An 18,824-nucleotide genomic window follows, 5' to 3' on the forward strand; every position below is an offset into this window, starting at 1 on the left:
CCGCAGAACCCTCAGGAATCATGATTATCCATCAGGATTCCTGAACGTGGTCGAGGCCAGCTTGGAGGCTGGGGAGACGCACCTAAGCGGCATGAAGATCAGTCTGGAAGATGCGGGTCTAGAGACGCGCGCCGTCGACGTGCCGGGCGGACCGCGGCTCGGTCGGTCACCCCTCCGGGACGAGCAGCTGGTGCTGCGCCAGCTCGCGGTAGAGCGGCACCGAGGCGACGAGCTCGTCATGCCTGCCCTCGCCGACCACGCGGCCCTCGTCCAGCACGATGATCCGGTCGCTGTCGACCACGGTCGAGAGCCGGTGCGCGATGACCAGCAGGGTGCGCCCGGTCGCGACCGAGTCGAGCGCGTCGCGCATGAGCCGCTCGTTCACCCCGTCGAGGCTCGCCGTCGACTCGTCGAGCAGCAGGATCGGCGGCGCCGTCAGCAGCGCCCGGGCGATCGCCAGGCGCTGCTTCTCGCCGCCCGAGAGCAGGATGCCGCGCTCGCCGACCTGGGCGTCGAGCCCGCTGTCGAGGCTCGCGGAGGAGGCGGCGCGTTCCACGAGCGAGGCGAGGTTCACCGCGCGCAGCACGCGCTCGCACTCGGCATCGCTCGCCTCGGGAGCGCCGAGCCGCAGGTTCTCGCGCACGGTGCCGGCGAGGACCGGCGCATCCTGCTCCACATACCCGAGCTGCGCCCGCAGCTCGCGCCGATCGAGGGATCGCAGGTCCGCCCCGTGCAGCGAGACGACGCCGTCATCCGGGTCGTAGAAGCGCTCGATCAGACCGAGGATCGTCGACTTGCCGGCGCCGGAGGGGCCGACGAGGGCCACGCGGGTGCCGCGCGCCACGTCGAAGCCGACCTCGTGCAGCACCGGCGTCTCGATGATGCGGCGCGGCGCGGCCTCGGCGTCGCGCGCGGAACCGCGACCACCGCTGCGCACGAGCTCGCGGGCGTCGAGCCGTTCCGGGGCCGCCGATCGGTAGGCGAACGACACGCCGGAGAAGCGGATCGCCGGGGCATCGGGGATCCGGGCCTCGGCCAGGGGAACCAGCCGGCCGCCGGGTGCGAGCTCCGGATCCCGCTCCGTCTCGGTGGGGATCGCGGCGAGCTCCTGGATCCGTCCGAGCGCCCCCAGCGCCTGATTGACGGCGGCGATCGCTCCGAAGGCCTGGCCGAGGGGCGCCACCATCAGGAACAGGAAGACGATGAACATGACGAGCTGCGAGATGCCGATCGCACCGGTCGCGACGCGGTAGCCGCCGAGACCCAGCACCACCAGGAACGAGAGCTGCAGGGCGAGGAACGAGACCGGCACGATGAGCGCCGAGATCCTCGCCACCTTCAGTCCGAGCCGGTAGGCCTCCTCCGCCTCCGCCTCCGTCGCGCGCTGCTCGCGCTCGGCGGCCCCGGCCGCGCGAATCGTGCGGATCGAGGAGATCGAGCGCTCGACCTGGGCGGCCAGATCGCCGACCTTCTCCTGCGCGCGCGTCACGGCGGGCCGGATCCGCGCGGAGACCACCACCACCACGACCAGGGCGATCGCGACCACGCCGAAGGTGATCCCGAACAGCACCGGATCGATCACCAGCATCCCGACGAGGGCGCCGACGAAGACGAGCAGACCGCTGATCGCCTCCACCATGCCCTGAGTCAGCACCGCGCGCAGCAGCGTGGTGTCGCTGCCGACGCGTGACACCAGATCTCCGGTGCGCCGCCGGTCGAACTCGCCGATGGGCAGGTGCAGGATCCGGCCGATCAGGCTGCGGCGGCTCGAGAGCACCACGCCCTCGCCCATCCGCTGCAGCACGTAGTGCTGGAAGCCCGAGAGCAGGGCGTCGGCGATCACGAGCGCGCTGAGGATCCAGAGCAGGGCTCCGAGCGGCTCGCTCACCTGCACCCGGTCGATCACCTGCCCGAGCAGCAGGGGCTGCACGAGCGAGGTTCCCGCCCCGACGATGCCGAGGGCGAGCGCCAGCACCAGCGGGCCGCGCTGTTCGAAGAGATAGGGCACGAGCTGCCGGAGCGATGCCCGGGGCCCGTGCGATGCGGCCGATCCCGCGGAATCGGACCGCGGCGCGTCGTCTCGCTCGGTGTCTCCCACGCCCGACACTCTATCGGCCGGGCCTGCGCCGAAGCTCAGGGCTCGAGTCGTCGAGCGTCGGACCGTGGCCTGCGTGAGCGGACGATGTGAGCGCAGGTCCGCCACCGCGCGCTCCCCGGCGGATGCGCGCTCGCGCGACGGGCCGCGCCGGTCTCGCGCTGGGCGGTTGGCCGCCGCGGGAGGGCTCAGGCGCCGCGCTCGCCGCCCGTGGACGCGCGGACGATGAAGCGGGAACCCAGCAGGGTTCTCGCGGGCGGGGCCTCGCCGCGGATCGTCGCGTCGAGCAGGTTGACCGTCGCCTGGGCGAGCCGCTCCGGGTTCAGGTCGAAGCCCGTGATGGGCGGCGTGCCGGCGCGGGAGGGCTCGGCGTCCGAACCGGCGACGAGCAGCAGATGCTCGGGCGTCGTCACCCCGTGCTCGCGAAGCTCGGCCTGCAGGCCGGCGGCGTGCCGACCGGTCATGCAGTGCACGCCGTCGGGCAGGCCCTCCTCGAGCAGCTGCCGGGCGGCCCGGCGCCCCCCGGCCTCGCCGTCGCTCTCCGGGATGTGCAGCAGCCGCGGCGCCACGCCGTGCTCCGCGCACCAGCCGAGGTACACCTCCTCGCCGTCGCGGTTCCACGAGTTCCCGTCGACGCCCGCGACGAAGGCGATGGAGCGCGCTCCGCGCTCGTGGAGGTGGGAGAGCGAGGTGCGCACCGATCGCCGGTCGTCCGACGCGACCCAGTTGTTCGCCTCGGGCCGTCGCACGTCGCGCCCGAGGGTGACGAAGGGCATCTCGTACTTCTGGAGCAGGCCGATGACCGGGTCGTCGTCCATCGGGTCCATGACGATGTAGCCGTCGAGCGAGAACGCGAGCGGCGTGATGGGCCGCTTGGTGAGGTCTCCGACCTGCATGAGGCCGAGCCCGAGGTCGAGCGCGCGCCCGGCTGCGGCGCCGGCGAAGCGGAGGAAGTAGTCCACGCCGCTCGGCGCATAGCTGCCGAGGGCGTCGAGCGGGCGGAGCACGAGGCCGATCACGCCCATCCGCGAGCTGCGCAGTCCGCGGGCGAGGGCATCGGCCTGGTAGCCCAGGTCGGCCGCGACGCTCTTGACCCTCTCCCTGGTGCGCTCCGAGATCGTGCCCTTCTCGTTGAGCGCGTGGGACACCGTGGTGGTCGACACGCCCGCGCGCCGCGCCACGTCGTGGATCGTGATGCCCCGCCGTATGGCCACCCGCCACCTCCCGCGCACCGATGTCGATCGAGACGCCCTCAGTATAGCCAGGGGAAGAACGAAGTATTACAGATGGGTTACGCCGCACATAAAACGTTTTACCTCTGTAGCATTTGAGCCCATCGCCGGGAATCATCCGAGACCGCATCGCTGCGCTCGCGGACCCGGGATGCCCGCAGCGACCTCTTGGTCGCCCACTCAACGCAGAGGAGCCGTCCATGTATCGTCCGTCCCGCCTTCGATTGCGCACGCGCGCGATCGCCACCGCAGCACTCGCCCTCGCCCTCACGGGCACTCTCGTCGCGTGCGGGTCCGGCGGGCCCGCCGGACCCGCACCCCAGGAGGAGGCCGCGCCCGGGTTCCTGACCGTCGCCGAGGCCGGCGACAGCACCGGCTCCGCCACGATCCAGGTCGACTACGACACCGCCGAGGCGAACGGCCTCGACCCGCAGACCGCGCAGACCGCCCGGTCGTGGATGATCCTCGGACTCGTCTACGAGACCCTCGTCTCGGTCGACGAGAACTTCGAGATCCAGCCCGGGCTCGCCTCCTCGTGGGAGCAGCCGGACGAGCTGACCTACGTCTTCACCATCGACACCTCCGCCTCCTTCTCGAACGGCCGCGGCGTGACCACCGAGGACGTCGCCGAGAGCCTGGAGCGGCTGACGGAGAGCGGCGGCGTGTGGGTCGGGCAGCTCGGCCCGATCGAATCGATCGAGGCCACCGACGACACCACGGTCACGGTGAAGCTCTCCGAGCCCTACGTGCCCTTCCTCGCGTCGCTCGCCAACACCCCGGCGGCCGTGCTCCCCATCGAGGAGATCGACGCCGGCGAGGTGGATCTCGCCACCGAGATGCTCGGCACCGGTCCCTACACGGTCGTGGAGCATCGGCAGGACGAGTCCTGGACCTTCGCCGCCAATCCGGAGTGGCGCGAGGCCGACAGCCTCCGCGTCACCGATCTGACGCTGCAGATCGTGGGGCAGGAGTCGACGCGTCAGGCGGCGCTGCGCGAGGGCAGCGCCGATCTGGTCAACTTCAACAACGTCGACTCGCTGACGCTGCTCTCGGACAGCCCGGCGGCCCGCGTGGTCAATCAGACGCAGACCGACTTCTACTACCTCATCGTCAACTCGCAGCAGCCCGGTTCCCCGCTGCAGGACCAGGACGTCCGCTTCGCCATCAACGCCGCGGTGGACCGGCAGGCCGTGGCGGACATCGTGCTGGCCGGCGAGAGCAGCCCGACCGGGGTGACGCCGTCGAACCTGCCGGGAGCGTGCGAGGTGGACGCGCTGCCGTCCCGCCAGCTCTCCGCCGAGGAGGCCGGGCAGCTGCTCGCCGACGGCGGATTCGACGACCGGACGCTCAGCCTGCTCCTCTACACCGAGGAGCCCGTGCTCGCCCAGATGGCGCAGCTCATCCAGCAGCAGCTCGCCGAGATCGGCGTGACGGTCGAGATCGAGCAGTACGACACGGCGACCTTCACCTCCCGGGTCTTCACGACGCAGCCGGGCGACTTCGACCTGGCGCTCGGCTGGTTCGCCGGGTACGGCGATCCCTCCATGGTCACCCGGTGGTGGAACCCCGAGATCGCGGGCTTCAACACAGGATTCACCGGCGGTCACGACGACCTGAACGAGCTCATCGCGCAGGGCGCGTCCGAGAGCGACCCGGCCGCGCGGGCCGAGACGCTCGCCGAGCTCTGCCGCACGGCCGACGAGTACTCCGAGATCGTGCCGCTCGTCCACCGGCCCTCGCTCATCGGCTACCACACGGAGACGCTGAGCCCGACGATCTCGTCGAACGAGGGGTACGGAGACTTCCTCCGCTATATCGGCGACTTCGCACCGCTCGGAAAGTAGCCCGATCGTGCGTTCGACGCTTCGATGGTCGGCGGGGCGCGTCCTCAGCGCCCTGCTCACCCTCTTCGGCGTGTCGGTGATCATCTTCGTCGCCGTCCGACTCATGCCGGGCGGCTTCGAGGACATCATCCTCGGCCCGCTCGCCACCGACGCCGAGCGGGCCGCGCTGGCGGAGGCCTACGGCCTGGACCAACCCGTGTTCGTGCAGTACTTCGCGTGGATCGGACGGCTGCTGCAGGGCGATCTGGGCATCTCCCTGGTCACGCAGAACCCCGTCGCGGCCGAGCTCGTCCAGCGGATCCCGGTGACGGCGCTGCTCACGGCGATGGCGATCACGGCCACCCTGCTCATCGGGCTTCCGCTGGGCATCTGGGCCGGCGTGCGGTCGGTCCGGCGGAGCGGCGGGGCGGTCGCGCGCGTGGTGTCGAGCCTCGGCGTCAGCGTGCCCGAGTTCGTGCTCGGCAGCATCGTCATCTACGTGTTCTCGCGCTTCGCCCTCGGGCTGCAGGTCGGCGGGTTCTCGCGGGTCGGGGAGAGCTTCGGCGCGACCTTCCAGGCGCTCATCCTCCCCGCCTTCGTGCTCACGGTGTTCTGCGTCGCCGCCACGGCGCGGACCACGCGGGACGCGGTGATGAACGTGCTCGTCGAGCCCCACATCGGCGCGGCGGTGGGCCGGGGCGAGACGCCCTGGCACATCGTCCGCCATCACGTGCTGCGCAACTCCGGCGTGCCGGTCCTCACCCTCCTCGGCACCATCACCGCCTACCTGCTCGGCGGCGCGGTGATCGTCGAGACCCTCTTCAACATCCCGGGCCTCGGCTCGTTCATGGTCACCGGACTCGACCGCCGCGACTTCGCGGTGGTCCAGGCCGCCGTGCTCTTCACGGCGACGGTCTTCGTGCTGGTCAGCCTCGTGCTCGACCTCCTGACCACGGTGATCGATCCTCGCGTCCAACTGAAAGGCGGGCGACCGGCATGACCACCTTCTCCCTCCCCGTTCTCGGCCGCAGGCCGGGGGCGCGCCGAGCGCCGCGGGACGGCCTCTTCACGGCCGCCGCCGTCGCGCTCGGGATCATCGCGGTCGTCGCCGTCGTGGCGCGGATCGTCCCCTTCGCGGGGGATCCGACCGCGATCGCCGGCCCGCGGCTCAGCCCGCCCTCCGCGGCGTTCCCGCTCGGCACCGACGGCATGGGGCGCTCCCTCCTCGCGCGGCTGCTCGAGGGCGTCGGCACCACGCTCGTGCTGTCGACCGTGGCGGTGCTCTGCACGGCCGTCATCAGCGTGGCGCTCGGGCTGCTCGCCGGCTATCTCGGCGGGGCCTTCCGCGAGGTCGTGATGCGCGTCGTCGACGTCCTCTACTCGTTCCCCTCCATCGTGCTCGCGATCCTGGTCGCCGCCATCGCGGGCCCGGGGCAGACGGCGGCGCTCGCGAGCATCGTGCTGGTCACCGTCCCCCTCATGACCCGGATGGTGAGCGTGGCCGCGATGACCGTCGCGAAGCGCGACTTCGTGACCACGGCTCGCATCAGCGGGGTCTCCCTGCCGGTGATCCTGGTGCGCCACATCCTGCCGAACGTCAGCGGCACGATCGCCGTGCAGGGCACCTACGCCCTCTCGGTCGGCATCCTGGTCGAGGGCGGCCTGAGCTTCCTCGGCTACGGCGTGCAGCTGCCGCAGTCCTCGCTCGGCCTGCTCATCCAGGAGGGAGGCGTGTACATGGTGTACGCGCCCTGGCTGCTCTTCGCCCCCGCGATCGTCCTCGTGGTGGCGATCCTCGCCATCAACATCATCGGCGACACGCTGCGCGATCGCCTCGATCCGCGAGAGACGAGGAGCCTCACATGACCGCCGCCGCTGATCCGACCCGCGATCCGGTGGTGCGCATCGACGCCCTCACCGCCGAGTACCGCACCCGCCGCGGCGTGGTGCGCGCGCTCGACGAGGTCTCGCTCGACGTGCGCCCCGGGGAGCTCCTCGCCATCGTCGGCGAGTCGGGCTCGGGCAAGTCCACCCTCTCCCAGGCCATCGGCCGCCTCCTGCCACGGGCGTGCCGGCTCGTGTCCGGCACCGTCCGCGTGCTCGAGCGCGACGTCGCCGCACTCGACGATGCGGGCATCCGCCGCCTGCGGCGCGAACAGCTGGGATTCATCCCGCAGGATCCGATCGCCTCGCTGGATCCGACGATGCGGATCGGGCGCCAGCTGCACCTGGCGATCGCCCCGCTCGGCCGCCCCACCGATCGCGCGACGCTCGTCTCGCTCCTGGAGAGCGTGCGGATCGCCGATCCCGAGCGGGCCCTCGGCCTGTTCCCTCACGAGGTCTCGGGCGGGATGGCGCAGCGCATCGCGATCGCGATGGCCATGGCGAGGGAGCCGAGGATCCTCGTCGCCGACGAGCCGACCGGATCGCTCGACGCGCAGGTGCGGGAGGAGATCCTCGACCTCATCGTGCGGCTGACGCGGGAGTCCGGCGCGAGTCTCATCTGGGTGAGCCACGACCTCGGCGCGGTGCGGCGCTGGTGCGAACGGGTGTGCGTGATGCACCGCGGGCGCATCGTCGAGGAGGGGCCCGTCTCGGAGGTGCTCACGGATCCGAGCCACCCCTACACGCGCACCCTGCTCGCCGCCCTCCCGTCCGCGCCAGCACCGGCCGCGGACGGCCCCGACGAAGGAACGGAGACGACATGAGCACCCCGGACCGGAAGGGCGGGCCGCCGCCCGAGGGCGCGCCCGTGCTGGAGCTGCGCGACGTCAGCGTCTCCTTCACGAGCGGGATCGGACGCCGCCGCCGCGTGCTCCGCGCCATGCAGCACGTCAGCCTCGCGGTGCGCGGCGGCGAGATGCTGGGCGTCGTGGGCGAGTCGGGCTCGGGCAAATCGACCACGGGCGCCGTCGCGCTCGGCCTGAGACGGCCCGACTCGGGAGAGGCGCTGCTGCTCGGCCGCCCCATGAGCCGCGCGACGCGCAAGGCGCTGCGCGGCAGGGTGCAGGCCGTGCTGCAGCACCCGCAGTGGTCGCTCAATCCGCGCCGGCGCGTGGGCGAGTCCGTTCGCGAGCCGCTCGCCGTGCTCGGGACGCGAGGCTCCCGCTCCGAGCAGCGGGAGCGGGTCGCCGCGATCCTGGAGCGCGTCGGCCTCGGAGCCGACCTGGCCGACCGCTATCCGCACGAGCTCTCGGGCGGCCAGCGGCAGCGCGTCTCGGTCGCGCGGGCGCTGATCACCGAACCGCAGCTCATCGTCTTCGACGAAGCGGTGAGCGCCCTCGACGCCTCCGTGCAGATGCAGATCCTCGCGCTCATCCGCGAGCTGCAGGAGCTGCACCGCTTCGGCGCGGTGTTCATCTCTCACGATCTCGGGGCCGTGCAGCGGGTATCCGATCGCATCGCCGTGCTCTACCGCGGCGAGGTCGTCGAGACCGGAGACACCGCGTCCTTCTTCGCCTCACCTCAACATCCCTATTCGAAACAACTCCTGGAGACACTATGACCACCGCCCCCCGTCCCGCCTCGTCCCCCGACCGCTCCTCCGTGGTCGCCGCCGGGCTGGCCGGCGCCGCCGATCCAGCGCCCCGATTGGCCGGCGTCCACCCCGACTCGGGCCCTTCGAATCTCGACTTCCCGGGCCTCGCGCCCGTCCGGAGCGTCGGCCGCGAGACCCTGCGCTTCGACTTCCCCGGCGTGCGGGTCGGCTCGGCGCACTACGACGAGGGACCGACCGGCGCGACCGTGATCCACGTCCCGGTCGGCGCACGCACGGCGGTCGACGCCCGCGGCGGCGCCGTCGGACTGTCGGGCGGGTACGACCTCAACCATGCGATCTGCCTGGCGGGAGGCTCCATCCACGGGCTGGAGGCCGGCGCCGGGGTGAACAACGCCCTCCTCGTCCAGCACGCGAACAACACCGGCTTCAACGAGCTGCAGCTGGTCTCCTCGGCCATCATCTACGACTTCTCGGCGCGCGCGAACTCGGTCTACCCGGATGCGGCGCTGGGCGCGGCCGCGCTCTCCTTCGCCGAGGAGGGCCGCTTCGAGCAGGGCCGCGCCGGAGCTGGGATGACCGCCTCCGCAGGCAAGGTCGACTACGCGAGGACCGAGCTGACCGGTCAGGGCGCCGCGTTCCGCAGGATCGGCGACGTGAAGATCCTCGCGGTGGTCGTGCCCAACCCCGTCGGCGTGATCCTCGACCGTGCGGGCACGGTGGTGCGCGGCAACTACGACCCCGAGACCGGCACGCGCAGCCACCCGTTCTACGACTACGAGCGGGCGTTCGCCGGGGGCTTCGCGCCTGAGACCCGCCCCGGCAACACCACGATCAGCGCCGTCGTCACCAATGTCAAGCTCACGGAGACCGAGCTGAACCAGTTCGCGAAGCAGGTGCACAGCTCCATGCACCGGGGGATCCAGCCCTTCCACACCGACATGGACGGCGACACCCTCTTCGCGCTCACGACCGACGAGATCGAGCTGCCCGTCAGCAAGGCGACCGCCGCCGGCAGCCTGTCGGTGACGAGCACCGCGCTCGGCGCCCTGGCCTCCGAGGTCCTCTGGGACGCCCTGCTCGAGGCCGCCAAGTAATCCGCCAGCGAGGGGCCGGGCCCGCCCGGCCCCGTCCGAGAAAGCCGTCACCATGCATACCTACCCCAGCTACCCCGCCCCCTCCGGACGGGCGGTCGTCGAGTTCGTCCGCGATCACCCGTTCGCGATCCTGGCGACGTCGTTGCCGGGCGCCGCGCCCGTCGCGACGCACACCCCGGTGGTGCTCCCGCCGGGGTCGGAGCCGGGGGAGTCCCTGGTGGGCGCCCGGCTGTGGGGGCACCTCGGCCGGGACAACCCGCACTGGCGGCACTTCGCCGAGCACCCCGAGCTCCTGCTGATCTTCAGCTCGTCGCACGCCTACGTCTCGCCCTCCAACTACCGCTTCTCGCCGGCCGCGCCGACGCTCGACTACGCGGCCGTGCACCTCACCGGTCGCGTCACCCTGCTCGACGACGAGGCGGCCCTGGAGATCGTGGAGCGCACGGTCGAGGTGTTCGAGGAGCGCAGGGAACGCCCCTGGCCCATGGCGGAGTCGCGCGATCTGTTCCGCCGGATCATCGGCGGCGTCGTCGCCTTCGCCATCGACATCGACGGCGAGCAGGCCATGTTCAAGCTCAGCCAGGACATGCCGGAGGAGGTGCACGAGCGGGTGAGGCGCGACCTGCTCGACGGCGAGCACCCGCATCCCGACGTCGCGGAGCTCATGGGACGCGTCGGCACGTGCCCCCACCTCCGCGAACCGGGCGGCGCGTAGCCCCCGCCCCGCTCCACGACCCCATCCCAGCGCGCCCGAGATCCTCCCGGGCGACGACCCCTCGAGAAAGACACCCCATGGAGATACTGACCCATGCCAGCACCGCGACCTCGCCCGAGGAGCGCGGCCGGGAGATCGGCTCGGCGTTCGGCGCCGAGATCCGCGGCACCGTCCGTCGCTACCTCGATTTCTTCCGCTCCCGCGGGCTCGCCGACGACGTGGTCCACGCGGTGGCGCAGCGCAGCCTCGCGGCGCTCGGGGACTGGTCCCCCGGCCTGGCCGAGGAGCTGCGCGCCACCGCGCTCGCCGCGGGCGTCGAGGTCTGGCAGCTCGCCGCCCTGAACGCGCGCACCGAGGTGCTGGCCATCGTCGATCCGGATCCCGAGAGCGAGTGCTCCACCTGGGTCTTCGCGCCGCCGCCCCCCGCGCGGCCCGAGACGATCCAGACGTGGGACTGGCACGACGCCCTCTGCCCGGCCGGTCTCATGCTCGCCTACGTGCCGGACGCCCCGGTGTCCGGCCGGCGCGCGGTGCATCGGGTCCGACTGTTCACGGAGCTCGGCGTGCTCGGCAAGATCGGCGTCAACGACGCCGGCATCGGCGTGCACTTCAACATCCTGCACCACGCCTCCGACCACGCCGACGGCGGGGTCCCGGTGCACGCCATCGCCAGGCGGATCCTGGACGAGGCCGACTCCGTCGAGGCGGCCGTGGAGATCGCCCGCTCGGCGCGCGTCAGCGCGTCGACGGTCGTGACCGTCGTCTCGGCCTCGGAGGGGTCCCCGCGCGCGGCCTGCCTCGAGATCTCGCCCGAGCGCGTCGCCGTCGTGCTCCCGGACGCCGACCATCTGCTGCTGCACACGAACCACTTCCTCGACCCGGTGCAGACCGAGGGGGAGGCGACGCGCGACGCCGGGACCACCTACGAGCGACTGGCGCACGTCACGGCCCGCGCGGCGGCGATGACGGGTCTCGGGGTGCGGGAGCGCGCGGCGGAGATGTGCGGGCCGTCGGGAGGCTCGGCGCCCGTGTGCTTCACCCCGGATCTGAGCAAGCCGCCGCACGAGCAGTGGACGACGCTGCTCACGGTGAGCCTCGACCTCGTCGGCATCGGCCTGGACTACTACCCCGGCAGCCCGGATCTGCTCGCGGAGCACGGCCCGCGGCGGTTCTGAGCGCCGCCCGCCCGGTGGGGGAGGCTCACCGGGCGGCTGACGCCTCCGCGAAGCCGTCGAGGAAGCGCGCGGCGTCGGCGTCGTCGAACACGAGGGGCGGCCGGATCTTGAGCACGTTCTCGTGGGTGCCCGATGCGCTCACCAGGATCCGGCGCTCCCGGAGGGCGTCCACCATCCGGACCGCCGCCTCGGGGTCGGGCGTGCCGTCCGCGTCCGACGCGTACTCGACGGAGAGGAAGAGCCCCGCGCCCCGCACCTCGGCGATGCGGGGGCCGCGGCCCCGGCGCTCGGAGTCGGCGGCGAGGTCGCGCAGGCCGCTCAGCAGGATCGAGCCGACTCGCGCCGCGTGCTCGAGGAGCCGTCGCTCCGCGATCTCGTCGAGCACGGCGCCGGCGGCCGCGATGCTCGCGGCGGAGCCGCCGAAGGTGTTGAAGTAGCGGACCTCGGATCCGAACGCCTCGAAGATCTCGGCCGATCCGATCACCGCCGAGATGGGCACGCCGTTGCCCATGGGCTTGCCCAGCACCACCAGATCCGGAGCGAATCCGGGCGCGTCGGCGGTGTGCCGCTGGAAGCCCCACCACGAGCCGGTGCGCCCGAAGCCCGGCTGGACCTCGTCGGCGATGGTGAGCCCGCCCGCGGCGCGGACGAGCCGCGCCGCCCGCGTCAGGAAGCCGGCCGGCTCGAGGCGCAGGCCGTCGCTCGAGAGCACCGAGTCCACGATCATGCCCGCGAAGCCGAAGCCCCGGGCGGTGAGGCGTTCGATCGCGGCGGAGATCTGGGCGAGGAACTCGCGCTCCGCCGCCTCGGGTCCCGCTCCGCGGACCGAGTCGGGCGCGTCGACGAGCGCGACGTAGGGCGGCAGGGGATTGCCGTCGCCGAGGCTGGGAGAGATCTCGGCCGCGGCGGTGGTGGTGCCGTGGTAGGCGTTCCTCGTGACGATCACCCCCGGGGCGGAGGCGCGGTGGCGCGCGATCCGGAGCGCGAGGTCGACGGCTTCGCTGCCGGTGCAGGCGAAGATCGCCTGCGAGAGCGGCGCGGGGAACAGCCCCGTGAGGCGCTCCGCGTAGTCGACCACGTCGTCGGTGAGATATCTGGTGTGGGTGTTGAGCACGCCGAGCTGCTCGCCGACGGCCGCCTGCACGCGCGGGTTGGCGTGCCCCACGGCGGGAACGTTGTTGTAGGCGTCGAGGTAGTCGTTCCCCTGCGCGTCGAAGAGGTGCGCCCCGGAGCCGCGGACGAGGTGCACCGGCTCCCGGTAGAAGAGCCGGTAGGGCGAGCCGAGCACGCGCTCCCGCCGCCGGAGCAGCTCCTGCGACTCGGGCGGGAGCGCCGTGGGGGCGCCGCTCGCGTAGGCGTTCACCATGATCGAGCGGTGCGGCGGAGCCGCCCGATCGGCGCCGTTCGGATGTGCGTTCGCCATGCGTCTCTCCGCGGTCGATCCCTCGGCCACCGGATTGGTGACCAATCCATGCCAGCCTACCGTATACTCGTCATATTGATCACCAATATTTTCCGGGTGGTGCGCCTCCAGATCCGAGGCGCGGATCCGCCCGCCGGAGGAACATGCCGTCGCTCACGCTCACGCTCACGCCGGATGCGGCGATCCACGCGGTCGCGGAGACCCACGGCATCATCGGATCCCGGGCGCACCGTCTCGGCAGCGAGCACGCGAGCACGTTCCGGCTCGAGTCCGACGCGGGCGTCTTCGCCCTCAAGATCCAGCGGAGCGATCCCGAGACGGCGCCGCTCCAGAGCTGGCGCGCGCGGATCGGCAGCCGGCTCGCCGAGCTCGGCCATCCGGTGCCGCCGCTCGTCCCGGACCGCTCGGGCGAGCCGATCGCCTTCGTCCGGCTGCCCCCGGAGCCCGGGGACATCGGGGATCCGTCGGCGCCGGGCGCGCGTCGACGGCCGTCGATCGCGGTGCAGCTCGCGGCGTGGATCGACGCGGTGCCCTACGGCGCGGCTCCCGTCGCCACGGGCTTCGGCGAACGACTCGGCCGCGCGGCCGGCCGCCTCCATCGAGATCTGGCGCGCATGCCGGCCCCGCCCGCTCCCGTCTCCCACACCTGGGACGCGCGCACGATGGCCGCCGAGCTGCGCGCCCATCTGCCGGCGGTCGACGACCCCGAGGTCGGGCGCATCGCGGAGGCTGCGCTCGCTCTGCACGAGCGCCTGGTGCGGCCGGTCGCGGGGGAGCTTCCCCTCGCACTCGTCCATCAGGACCTCCACGACTCCAACGTGCTGATCGATCGGCGGGGAGGAGTCGCGGCCGTGCTCGACTTCGACGACATGCTCGTCGGCTGGCGCGTCGCGGAGCCGGCGATCGCGGCGGCCTATCTCGCGAGGAACCTGGGCGACCCGGGTGCGGCGCTCGCCTCCGTCGTCCGCGGCTGGAGTTCCGAGGCCCCCCTCGAGCCGGCGGAGGAGCGGGTGCTGGCGCCGCTCGCGGCGATGCGCCTCGCGCTGAACTCGACCGTCTGGTCGACGCGGGGGGACGGGGAGCGCGGGGACTACGCCCGCTCCCGGGCGCGCGGCTCGGTCGAGGCCTTCCTCGCACTCGCGGAGGCGGCTTCCGGGGTGCGCGGATGAGCTCCCCGGAAGCCGTCGCCGACGAGTTGCGGGGCCGGATCCTGCGGCTCGAGGTGGGCGCGGGCGCGCCGCTGCGCGAGGTCGCCCTCGCCGCCGAGTTCGGCTGCTCCCGGCGCACCGTGCGCGAGGCGCTGCTCAGGCTCGACCGGGAGGGCGTCGTCGCGCACGAGCGCAACCGGGGCGCGTCGGTGCGGCGCCTGGGCGAGTCGGCCGTCCGCGACCTCTACCGCGTGCGCCGCTCGCTGGAGACCGCCGGCGCGCGGGCCTGCGCCGCGGCGTCGGACGAGCGGCTCGCTGCGACGGGCGCGGCGTTCGAGCGGCTCGCCGCCAGCGCCCGCAGCGCTCAGGACACGGCCGAGCACGCCCTCGCCGACATGCGCTTCCACGCGGCGGTGATCGGCCTGGTCGGCAGCCCCCGTCTCGACCGCTTCTTCGAGGAGGTGGCGATCGAGATGGCCTACGCCATCCGTCTGCTGCAGCGCGACGAGGTGGAGACCCGGATCGGCGCAGAGGGGGTGATCGAGGAGCACCGGCGCATCCACGACGCCGTGCTCGCCCGCAACCCCGCTGCCGCGGAGGCCGCGGTGCTCGAGCACATCGACGAGAACGAGCGGCGCCTGGTGCGCCTCTGCTCGGCTCCGGACTGAGGCGGTCGCTCAGGCTCCGAGCGGCGCCGGTTTCGCGCTCGCCGGGTCGCCGCTGCGGATCCGCCGCAGCGTCACCGCCGCGTGCAGAGCGGCCTCGGCGGCCTCGACGCCCTTCGACTCGGGCGATCCGGGGAGCCCGGCGCGATCGAGCGCCTGCTGCTCGGTGTCGGTGGTCAGCACGCCGAAGCCCACCGGGCGTCCGGCGTCGAGCTGCACCCGGGTGAGCCCGTCGGTGACGGAGCTCGCGATGTACTCGAAGTGCGGGGTGCCGCCTCGGATGATCACGCCCAGGCAGACGACGGCGTCGAAGCCGCCGCCCCCCTGACCCGCGGGGAGCAGCGCCGCCTGCGCGGCGACGGGCAGCTCGAACGCGCCCGCCACCCGGAACAGGGTGTGCTCCGCGCCCGAGGCCACGATCGTCTCGTGCGCTCCGCGGATCAGCCCCGCCATGACCTGCTCGTGCCAGTTGCCGGCGACGACCGCGAGCCGCAGCCCGGTCGCGTCGACGCTCAGCCGCGGCGATCCTTCTCCGCTCATGATGCCCTCCGAGTCAATTCAAGCACATTCCGCCTCGTGGATCCGGAAGGGTGATCTCCCCCGTCGGCGACGATCCTGCACCCGTCACGAGCGGCACTTGTGTTTCGAGATGGTTTCGTGTCATGATCAGATGTCCGTATACAGAACTGAGTTCCAATGGAGGAATTTCTTGTCTATCGAACTGAAGCACGTTTCGAAGCGGTATCCGGGAGTGGACCACGACTCAGTTCGAGATCTGTCGCTCTCCGTCGGCACGGGCGAGTTCGTCGCGCTCATCGGCGGGAGCGGCTGCGGGAAATCGACCACGATGCGCATGATCAACCGTCTGATCGAGCCGACCTCGGGAGACATCCTCATCGACGGCGAGTCGGTCACGGGGGTCGACCCGGTCGAACTGCGACGCAAGATCGGCTACGTGATCCAGAGCGTCGGACTCATGCCGCACCTCACCGTCGGTCAGAACATCGGCTTCGTCGCGTCCCTCATGAAACAGCCGAAGCCGCAGATCGCCGCCCGCGTCGAGGAACTGCTCGATACCGTGGGACTCGATCCCGCGGTGTACCGCGACCGCTACCCGCGTCAGCTGTCGGGCGGCCAGCAGCAGCGGGCCGGAGTGGCGCGCTCGTTGATGCTGGATCCACCGCTCATCCTCATGGACGAGCCGTTCGGCGCCATCGACGCGCTCCTGCGGAAGCAGTTGCAGATCGAGGTGCGGGAGCTCCAGCAACGGCTCAAGAAGACCGTCGTGATCGTGACCCACGACATCTCGGAGGCCTTTCTCCTCGGCGACCGGGTCGCCGTGATGGACCGGGGCGAACTGCTCCAGGTGGGCACGCCCCACGAGCTCATCAATGCGCCCGCGCATCGCGTCGTCGCAGACTTCCTCGACGACGAGGTCAAGCTGCGCAGGCTCGACCTGCTCACGGTCGCCGATGCCCTGGATCTCGCGCCCACCACCGAGCCGACCGCCGGAGAGGTGTCGATCGACGGCTCGCTCAGCCTCCGGCGGGGGCTGCTCCGGGTGGCGGAGCACGCCGCGGACTCGGTGCTCGCGATCCGGAGCGGCGACCGCGTGCTCGGACGCATCACCTCTTCCGAGTTCCTGCGCTATGTGGCTCAGAACACGAACAAGAACACCGAGGTCGTCGATGTCGTTCGCTGAGCTGCTCGACTACTTCGAGTACAACTGGGAGGCGCTGCTGGAACTCACCGCCGAGCACGCCTGGATGAGCTTCGTCGCGCTGGCGGTGTCGATCGCGATCGGCTTCCCGCTCGGCCTCCTGCTGCTCGGTCGGCCCCGGATCGAGAACTTCGCGCTCACGACCGCCGGGATCCTCTACACGATCCCGAGCCTGGCGCTGCTCGCCATCCTGGTGCCCATCACCGGGCTCGGGATAGAGACCGTCGTCATCGCCCTCGTGCTCTACTCGCTGCTCGTCATCATGCGCAACGTCCTGATGGGCCTGACCTCGACCCCCGCCGAATTGCTCGACGCCGCCGAGGGCATCGGCCTCAACCCCCGGCAGGTGCTGTGGCGGGTGCGGATGCCCCTGGCGCTGCCCTATTTCGCCGGCGGCATTCGCGTCGCGGGAGTCTCGATCATCGGCATGGCCACGCTCGCCGCCTGGGTGGGCGCCGGAGGGCTCGGCACCCCGATCTTCCGGGGCATCGCGCAGATCGACTTCGCCCAGATCTTCGCGGGCACGATCCTCGTGTTCGCCATCGGGGTCGTCTTCGACCTGGCGCTCGCTCTGCTCGAGCGATCACTGAAGAAGCGGATGGGGGTGGAGCGATGATCGAAGCACTCGTCGAGGCGTTCCAGACCGTTCTGCAGAATCCCGCCGCCTTCTGGTCGACCGTCGTCGCCCACCTCCGCATCTCGGCGATCGCGGTGGCCATCGCCATCCTCATCGCCGTGCCGCTCGGCGTGATCTCCGTCTACGTCCGCTGGCTGTCCATCCCCGTGATGCTGCTCGCCAACCTGGGACGCATCGTGCCGAGCCTCGCCGTGCTGGCGATCTGCCTGCCGTTCTTCGGCGTCGGCGACACGACCGCGCTCATCGCCCTCGTCGCGCTCGCCGTGCTGCCGATCCTGGTCAACGTGCGCATCGGGATCCTCGAGGTGAGCCCCGCCGCGATCGACGCCGCACGGGGCATCGGCCTGCGCAGTCGGCAGATCTTCACCCGGGTCCAGCTCCCGCTCGCCCTGCCGGTCTTCGTGAGCGGCCTCCGCACCGCCGCCGTCTACGTGATCTCGAGCGCCACGCTCGCGGCGTTCATCGGCGCGGGCGGCCTCGGCGACCCCATCCTCCAGGGCGTCGCGCTGATGGACGACTCGATGCTGCTCGTCGGCGCCATCCCGGTCACCATCATCGCGATCGCCACCGATCAGCTGCTCGCCCGACTGGAGCGCGCGACGACGCCCAGGGGCATCCGCACGACGTAATCACCACCAACGCCGTTGGTGTTCACACGAAACAGAAAGAAGAGGAAATGCGAAAGAATCTGCGAATCGTGCTCGGCCTCACCGCAGCGGCCGGTCTCGCCCTCGGCGGGCTCACAGCTTGTTCCGGCGGCGGTGACGGCGGCGGGAAGTCGATCACCGTCGGCTCGAAGGACTTCAGCGAGAACATCGTGCTCGCCGAGATGTTCTCGATCCTGCTGGAGAACGGCGGCTACGACGTCCGTGAGTCGCTCAACCTCGGCGGTACCCAGGTGGTCTTCGCCGCCATGGAATCCGGCAAGGTCGATGTCTACCCCGAGTACACCGGAACGGGGCTCACCACGCAGCTCGCGGAGGAGCCGCTCTTCGAGGCGGACGAGGTCTACCAGGCGGTGAAGACGGGCTTCGAGGAGCGCTGGGACATCCGCTGGCTCGACCCCTACGAGATCAACAACACCTGGTGCCTCGCGATCACGCGGGAAGCGGCGGAGACCCACGGCATCCAGTCGATCTCCGACCTGGCGGCGAACAACGGCGAACTCGACATGGCGCTGACGCAGGAGTTCATCGCGCGCGAGGACGGTCTGCCCGGGCTGAGCGCGAAGTACGGCGGCCTCGAGTTCGCCTCCGAGAAGGCCTACGCGATCGGGCTGGGCTACCAGGCGATCGCGAATGGCGACGCCGACGGCGGGGTCTGCTTCCGGACCGACGGCCAGATCTCGGCGCAGGATCTCGTCGTACTCGAGGACGATCAGAGCTACTGGCCGCCCTACTACGTCGCCCCGATCGTGCGCGGCGAGGTGCTCGACGCGCACCCCGACATCGCCGAGATCCTGGCGCCGCTGGGCGAGGTGCTCGACGAGGAGACCATGCGCGAACTGAACTGGCAGGTCGACGGCGACAAGCAGAATCCGGAGAGGGTCGCTCAGGCCTTCCTCGAGGAGCAGGGCCTGGTCTGACGGCCGGCTCGAG

Annotated in this window: 18 protein-coding genes; 14 read left to right on the forward strand and 4 right to left on the reverse strand. The window is 71.6% G+C overall.

The features are described from left to right. Window positions 1–166: 166 nt before the first annotated feature. Both J4H92_RS00005 and J4H92_RS00010 read right to left on the reverse strand, forming a co-directional pair. Entirely contained in the window at window positions 167–2,098 is a 1,932-nt protein-coding gene (locus J4H92_RS00005; protein ID WP_208094978.1) for an ABC transporter transmembrane domain-containing protein, read from the reverse strand. A 185-nt stretch (window positions 2,099–2,283) separates the two neighbouring features. Further along, the gene (locus J4H92_RS00010) at window positions 2,284–3,309 is read right to left on the reverse strand and encodes a substrate-binding domain-containing protein (protein ID WP_208094979.1); all 1,026 of its coding nucleotides are present in this window, start codon (window positions 3,307–3,309) and stop codon (window positions 2,284–2,286) included. A gap of 218 nt (window positions 3,310–3,527) precedes the next feature. On the opposite strand from J4H92_RS00010, the gene J4H92_RS00015 reads away from it, so the two are divergent. From J4H92_RS00015 to J4H92_RS00050, 8 genes are all read left to right on the forward strand, one after another. Next, complete coding sequence (locus J4H92_RS00015) at window positions 3,528–5,171, forward strand: ABC transporter substrate-binding protein (RefSeq protein WP_208094980.1); 1,644 nt, start codon at window positions 3,528–3,530, stop codon at window positions 5,169–5,171. Between the two features lie 7 nt (window positions 5,172–5,178). After that, window positions 5,179–6,150: an ABC transporter permease subunit gene (locus J4H92_RS00020; protein WP_208094981.1), complete on the forward strand. Its 972-nt coding sequence runs from the start codon at window positions 5,179–5,181 to the stop codon at window positions 6,148–6,150. Beyond that, window positions 6,147–7,016: an ABC transporter permease gene (locus tag J4H92_RS00025; protein WP_208094982.1), complete on the forward strand. Its 870-nt coding sequence runs from the start codon at window positions 6,147–6,149 to the stop codon at window positions 7,014–7,016. The genes J4H92_RS00020 and J4H92_RS00025 overlap by 4 nt, the downstream gene beginning before the upstream one ends. Further along, a complete protein-coding gene (locus J4H92_RS00030; protein WP_208094983.1) occupies window positions 7,013–7,858 on the forward strand; it encodes an ABC transporter ATP-binding protein in 846 nt (281 codons plus the stop codon). The genes J4H92_RS00025 and J4H92_RS00030 overlap by 4 nt, the downstream gene beginning before the upstream one ends. Then, window positions 7,855–8,655 carry an ABC transporter ATP-binding protein gene (locus tag J4H92_RS00035; RefSeq protein ID WP_208094984.1) on the forward strand — a complete coding sequence of 267 codons (801 nt, stop codon included), beginning with the start codon at window positions 7,855–7,857 and terminating at the stop codon, window positions 8,653–8,655. Before J4H92_RS00030 ends, J4H92_RS00035 begins: the two co-directional genes overlap by 4 nt. After that, on the forward strand, window positions 8,652–9,743 hold the full coding sequence (locus J4H92_RS00040) for a P1 family peptidase (protein ID WP_208094985.1): 1,092 nt from the start codon (window positions 8,652–8,654) through the stop codon (window positions 9,741–9,743). The genes J4H92_RS00035 and J4H92_RS00040 overlap by 4 nt, the downstream gene beginning before the upstream one ends. A 52-nt stretch (window positions 9,744–9,795) precedes the next feature. After that, a complete protein-coding gene (locus J4H92_RS00045; protein ID WP_208094986.1) occupies window positions 9,796–10,458 on the forward strand; it encodes an FMN-binding negative transcriptional regulator in 663 nt (220 codons plus the stop codon). A gap of 77 nt (window positions 10,459–10,535) precedes the next feature. Then, window positions 10,536–11,633, forward strand: a complete 1,098-nt coding sequence (locus J4H92_RS00050; protein WP_208094987.1) for a C45 family autoproteolytic acyltransferase/hydrolase — start codon at window positions 10,536–10,538, stop codon at window positions 11,631–11,633. A 25-nt stretch (window positions 11,634–11,658) separates the two neighbouring features. Here the strand turns inward: J4H92_RS00050 and J4H92_RS00055 are convergent, their stop codons facing one another. Continuing rightward, window positions 11,659–13,056 (reverse strand): aspartate aminotransferase family protein, encoded by a 1,398-nt coding sequence (locus tag J4H92_RS00055; RefSeq protein ID WP_243751825.1) that lies wholly within the window; start codon window positions 13,054–13,056, stop codon window positions 11,659–11,661. Between the two features lie 143 nt (window positions 13,057–13,199). On the opposite strand from J4H92_RS00055, the gene J4H92_RS00060 reads away from it, so the two are divergent. Continuing rightward, entirely contained in the window at window positions 13,200–14,225 is a 1,026-nt protein-coding gene (locus J4H92_RS00060) for a phosphotransferase (protein WP_208094988.1), read from the forward strand. Next, window positions 14,222–14,872: a GntR family transcriptional regulator gene (locus J4H92_RS00065; RefSeq protein ID WP_208094989.1), complete on the forward strand. Its 651-nt coding sequence runs from the start codon at window positions 14,222–14,224 to the stop codon at window positions 14,870–14,872. Before J4H92_RS00060 ends, J4H92_RS00065 begins: the two co-directional genes overlap by 4 nt. Window positions 14,873–14,881: 9 nt before the next feature. Here the strand turns inward: J4H92_RS00065 and ribH are convergent, their stop codons facing one another. Beyond that, window positions 14,882–15,409 (reverse strand): 6,7-dimethyl-8-ribityllumazine synthase, encoded by a 528-nt coding sequence (gene ribH, locus J4H92_RS00070; RefSeq protein WP_208094990.1) that lies wholly within the window; start codon window positions 15,407–15,409, stop codon window positions 14,882–14,884. A 169-nt stretch (window positions 15,410–15,578) separates the two neighbouring features. On the opposite strand from ribH, the gene J4H92_RS00075 reads away from it, so the two are divergent. The 4 genes from J4H92_RS00075 to J4H92_RS00090 are packed head-to-tail and all read left to right on the forward strand — an operon-like array spanning window position 15,579 to window position 18,811. Next, on the forward strand, window positions 15,579–16,571 hold the full coding sequence (locus J4H92_RS00075; protein WP_208094991.1) for an ABC transporter ATP-binding protein: 993 nt from the start codon (window positions 15,579–15,581) through the stop codon (window positions 16,569–16,571). Further along, the gene (locus J4H92_RS00080) at window positions 16,558–17,205 is read left to right on the forward strand and encodes an ABC transporter permease (protein WP_208094992.1); all 648 of its coding nucleotides are present in this window, start codon (window positions 16,558–16,560) and stop codon (window positions 17,203–17,205) included. The genes J4H92_RS00075 and J4H92_RS00080 overlap by 14 nt, the downstream gene beginning before the upstream one ends. Beyond that, complete coding sequence (locus tag J4H92_RS00085) at window positions 17,202–17,855, forward strand: ABC transporter permease (protein WP_208094993.1); 654 nt, start codon at window positions 17,202–17,204, stop codon at window positions 17,853–17,855. Before J4H92_RS00080 ends, J4H92_RS00085 begins: the two co-directional genes overlap by 4 nt. Window positions 17,856–17,902: 47 nt before the next feature. Then, a complete protein-coding gene (locus J4H92_RS00090; RefSeq protein ID WP_208094994.1) occupies window positions 17,903–18,811 on the forward strand; it encodes an ABC transporter substrate-binding protein in 909 nt (302 codons plus the stop codon). Window positions 18,812–18,824 lie beyond the last annotated feature (13 nt).

Source organism: Leucobacter weissii (genome assembly GCF_017565745.1).
GTDB lineage: Bacteria > Actinomycetota > Actinomycetes > Actinomycetales > Microbacteriaceae > Leucobacter > Leucobacter weissii.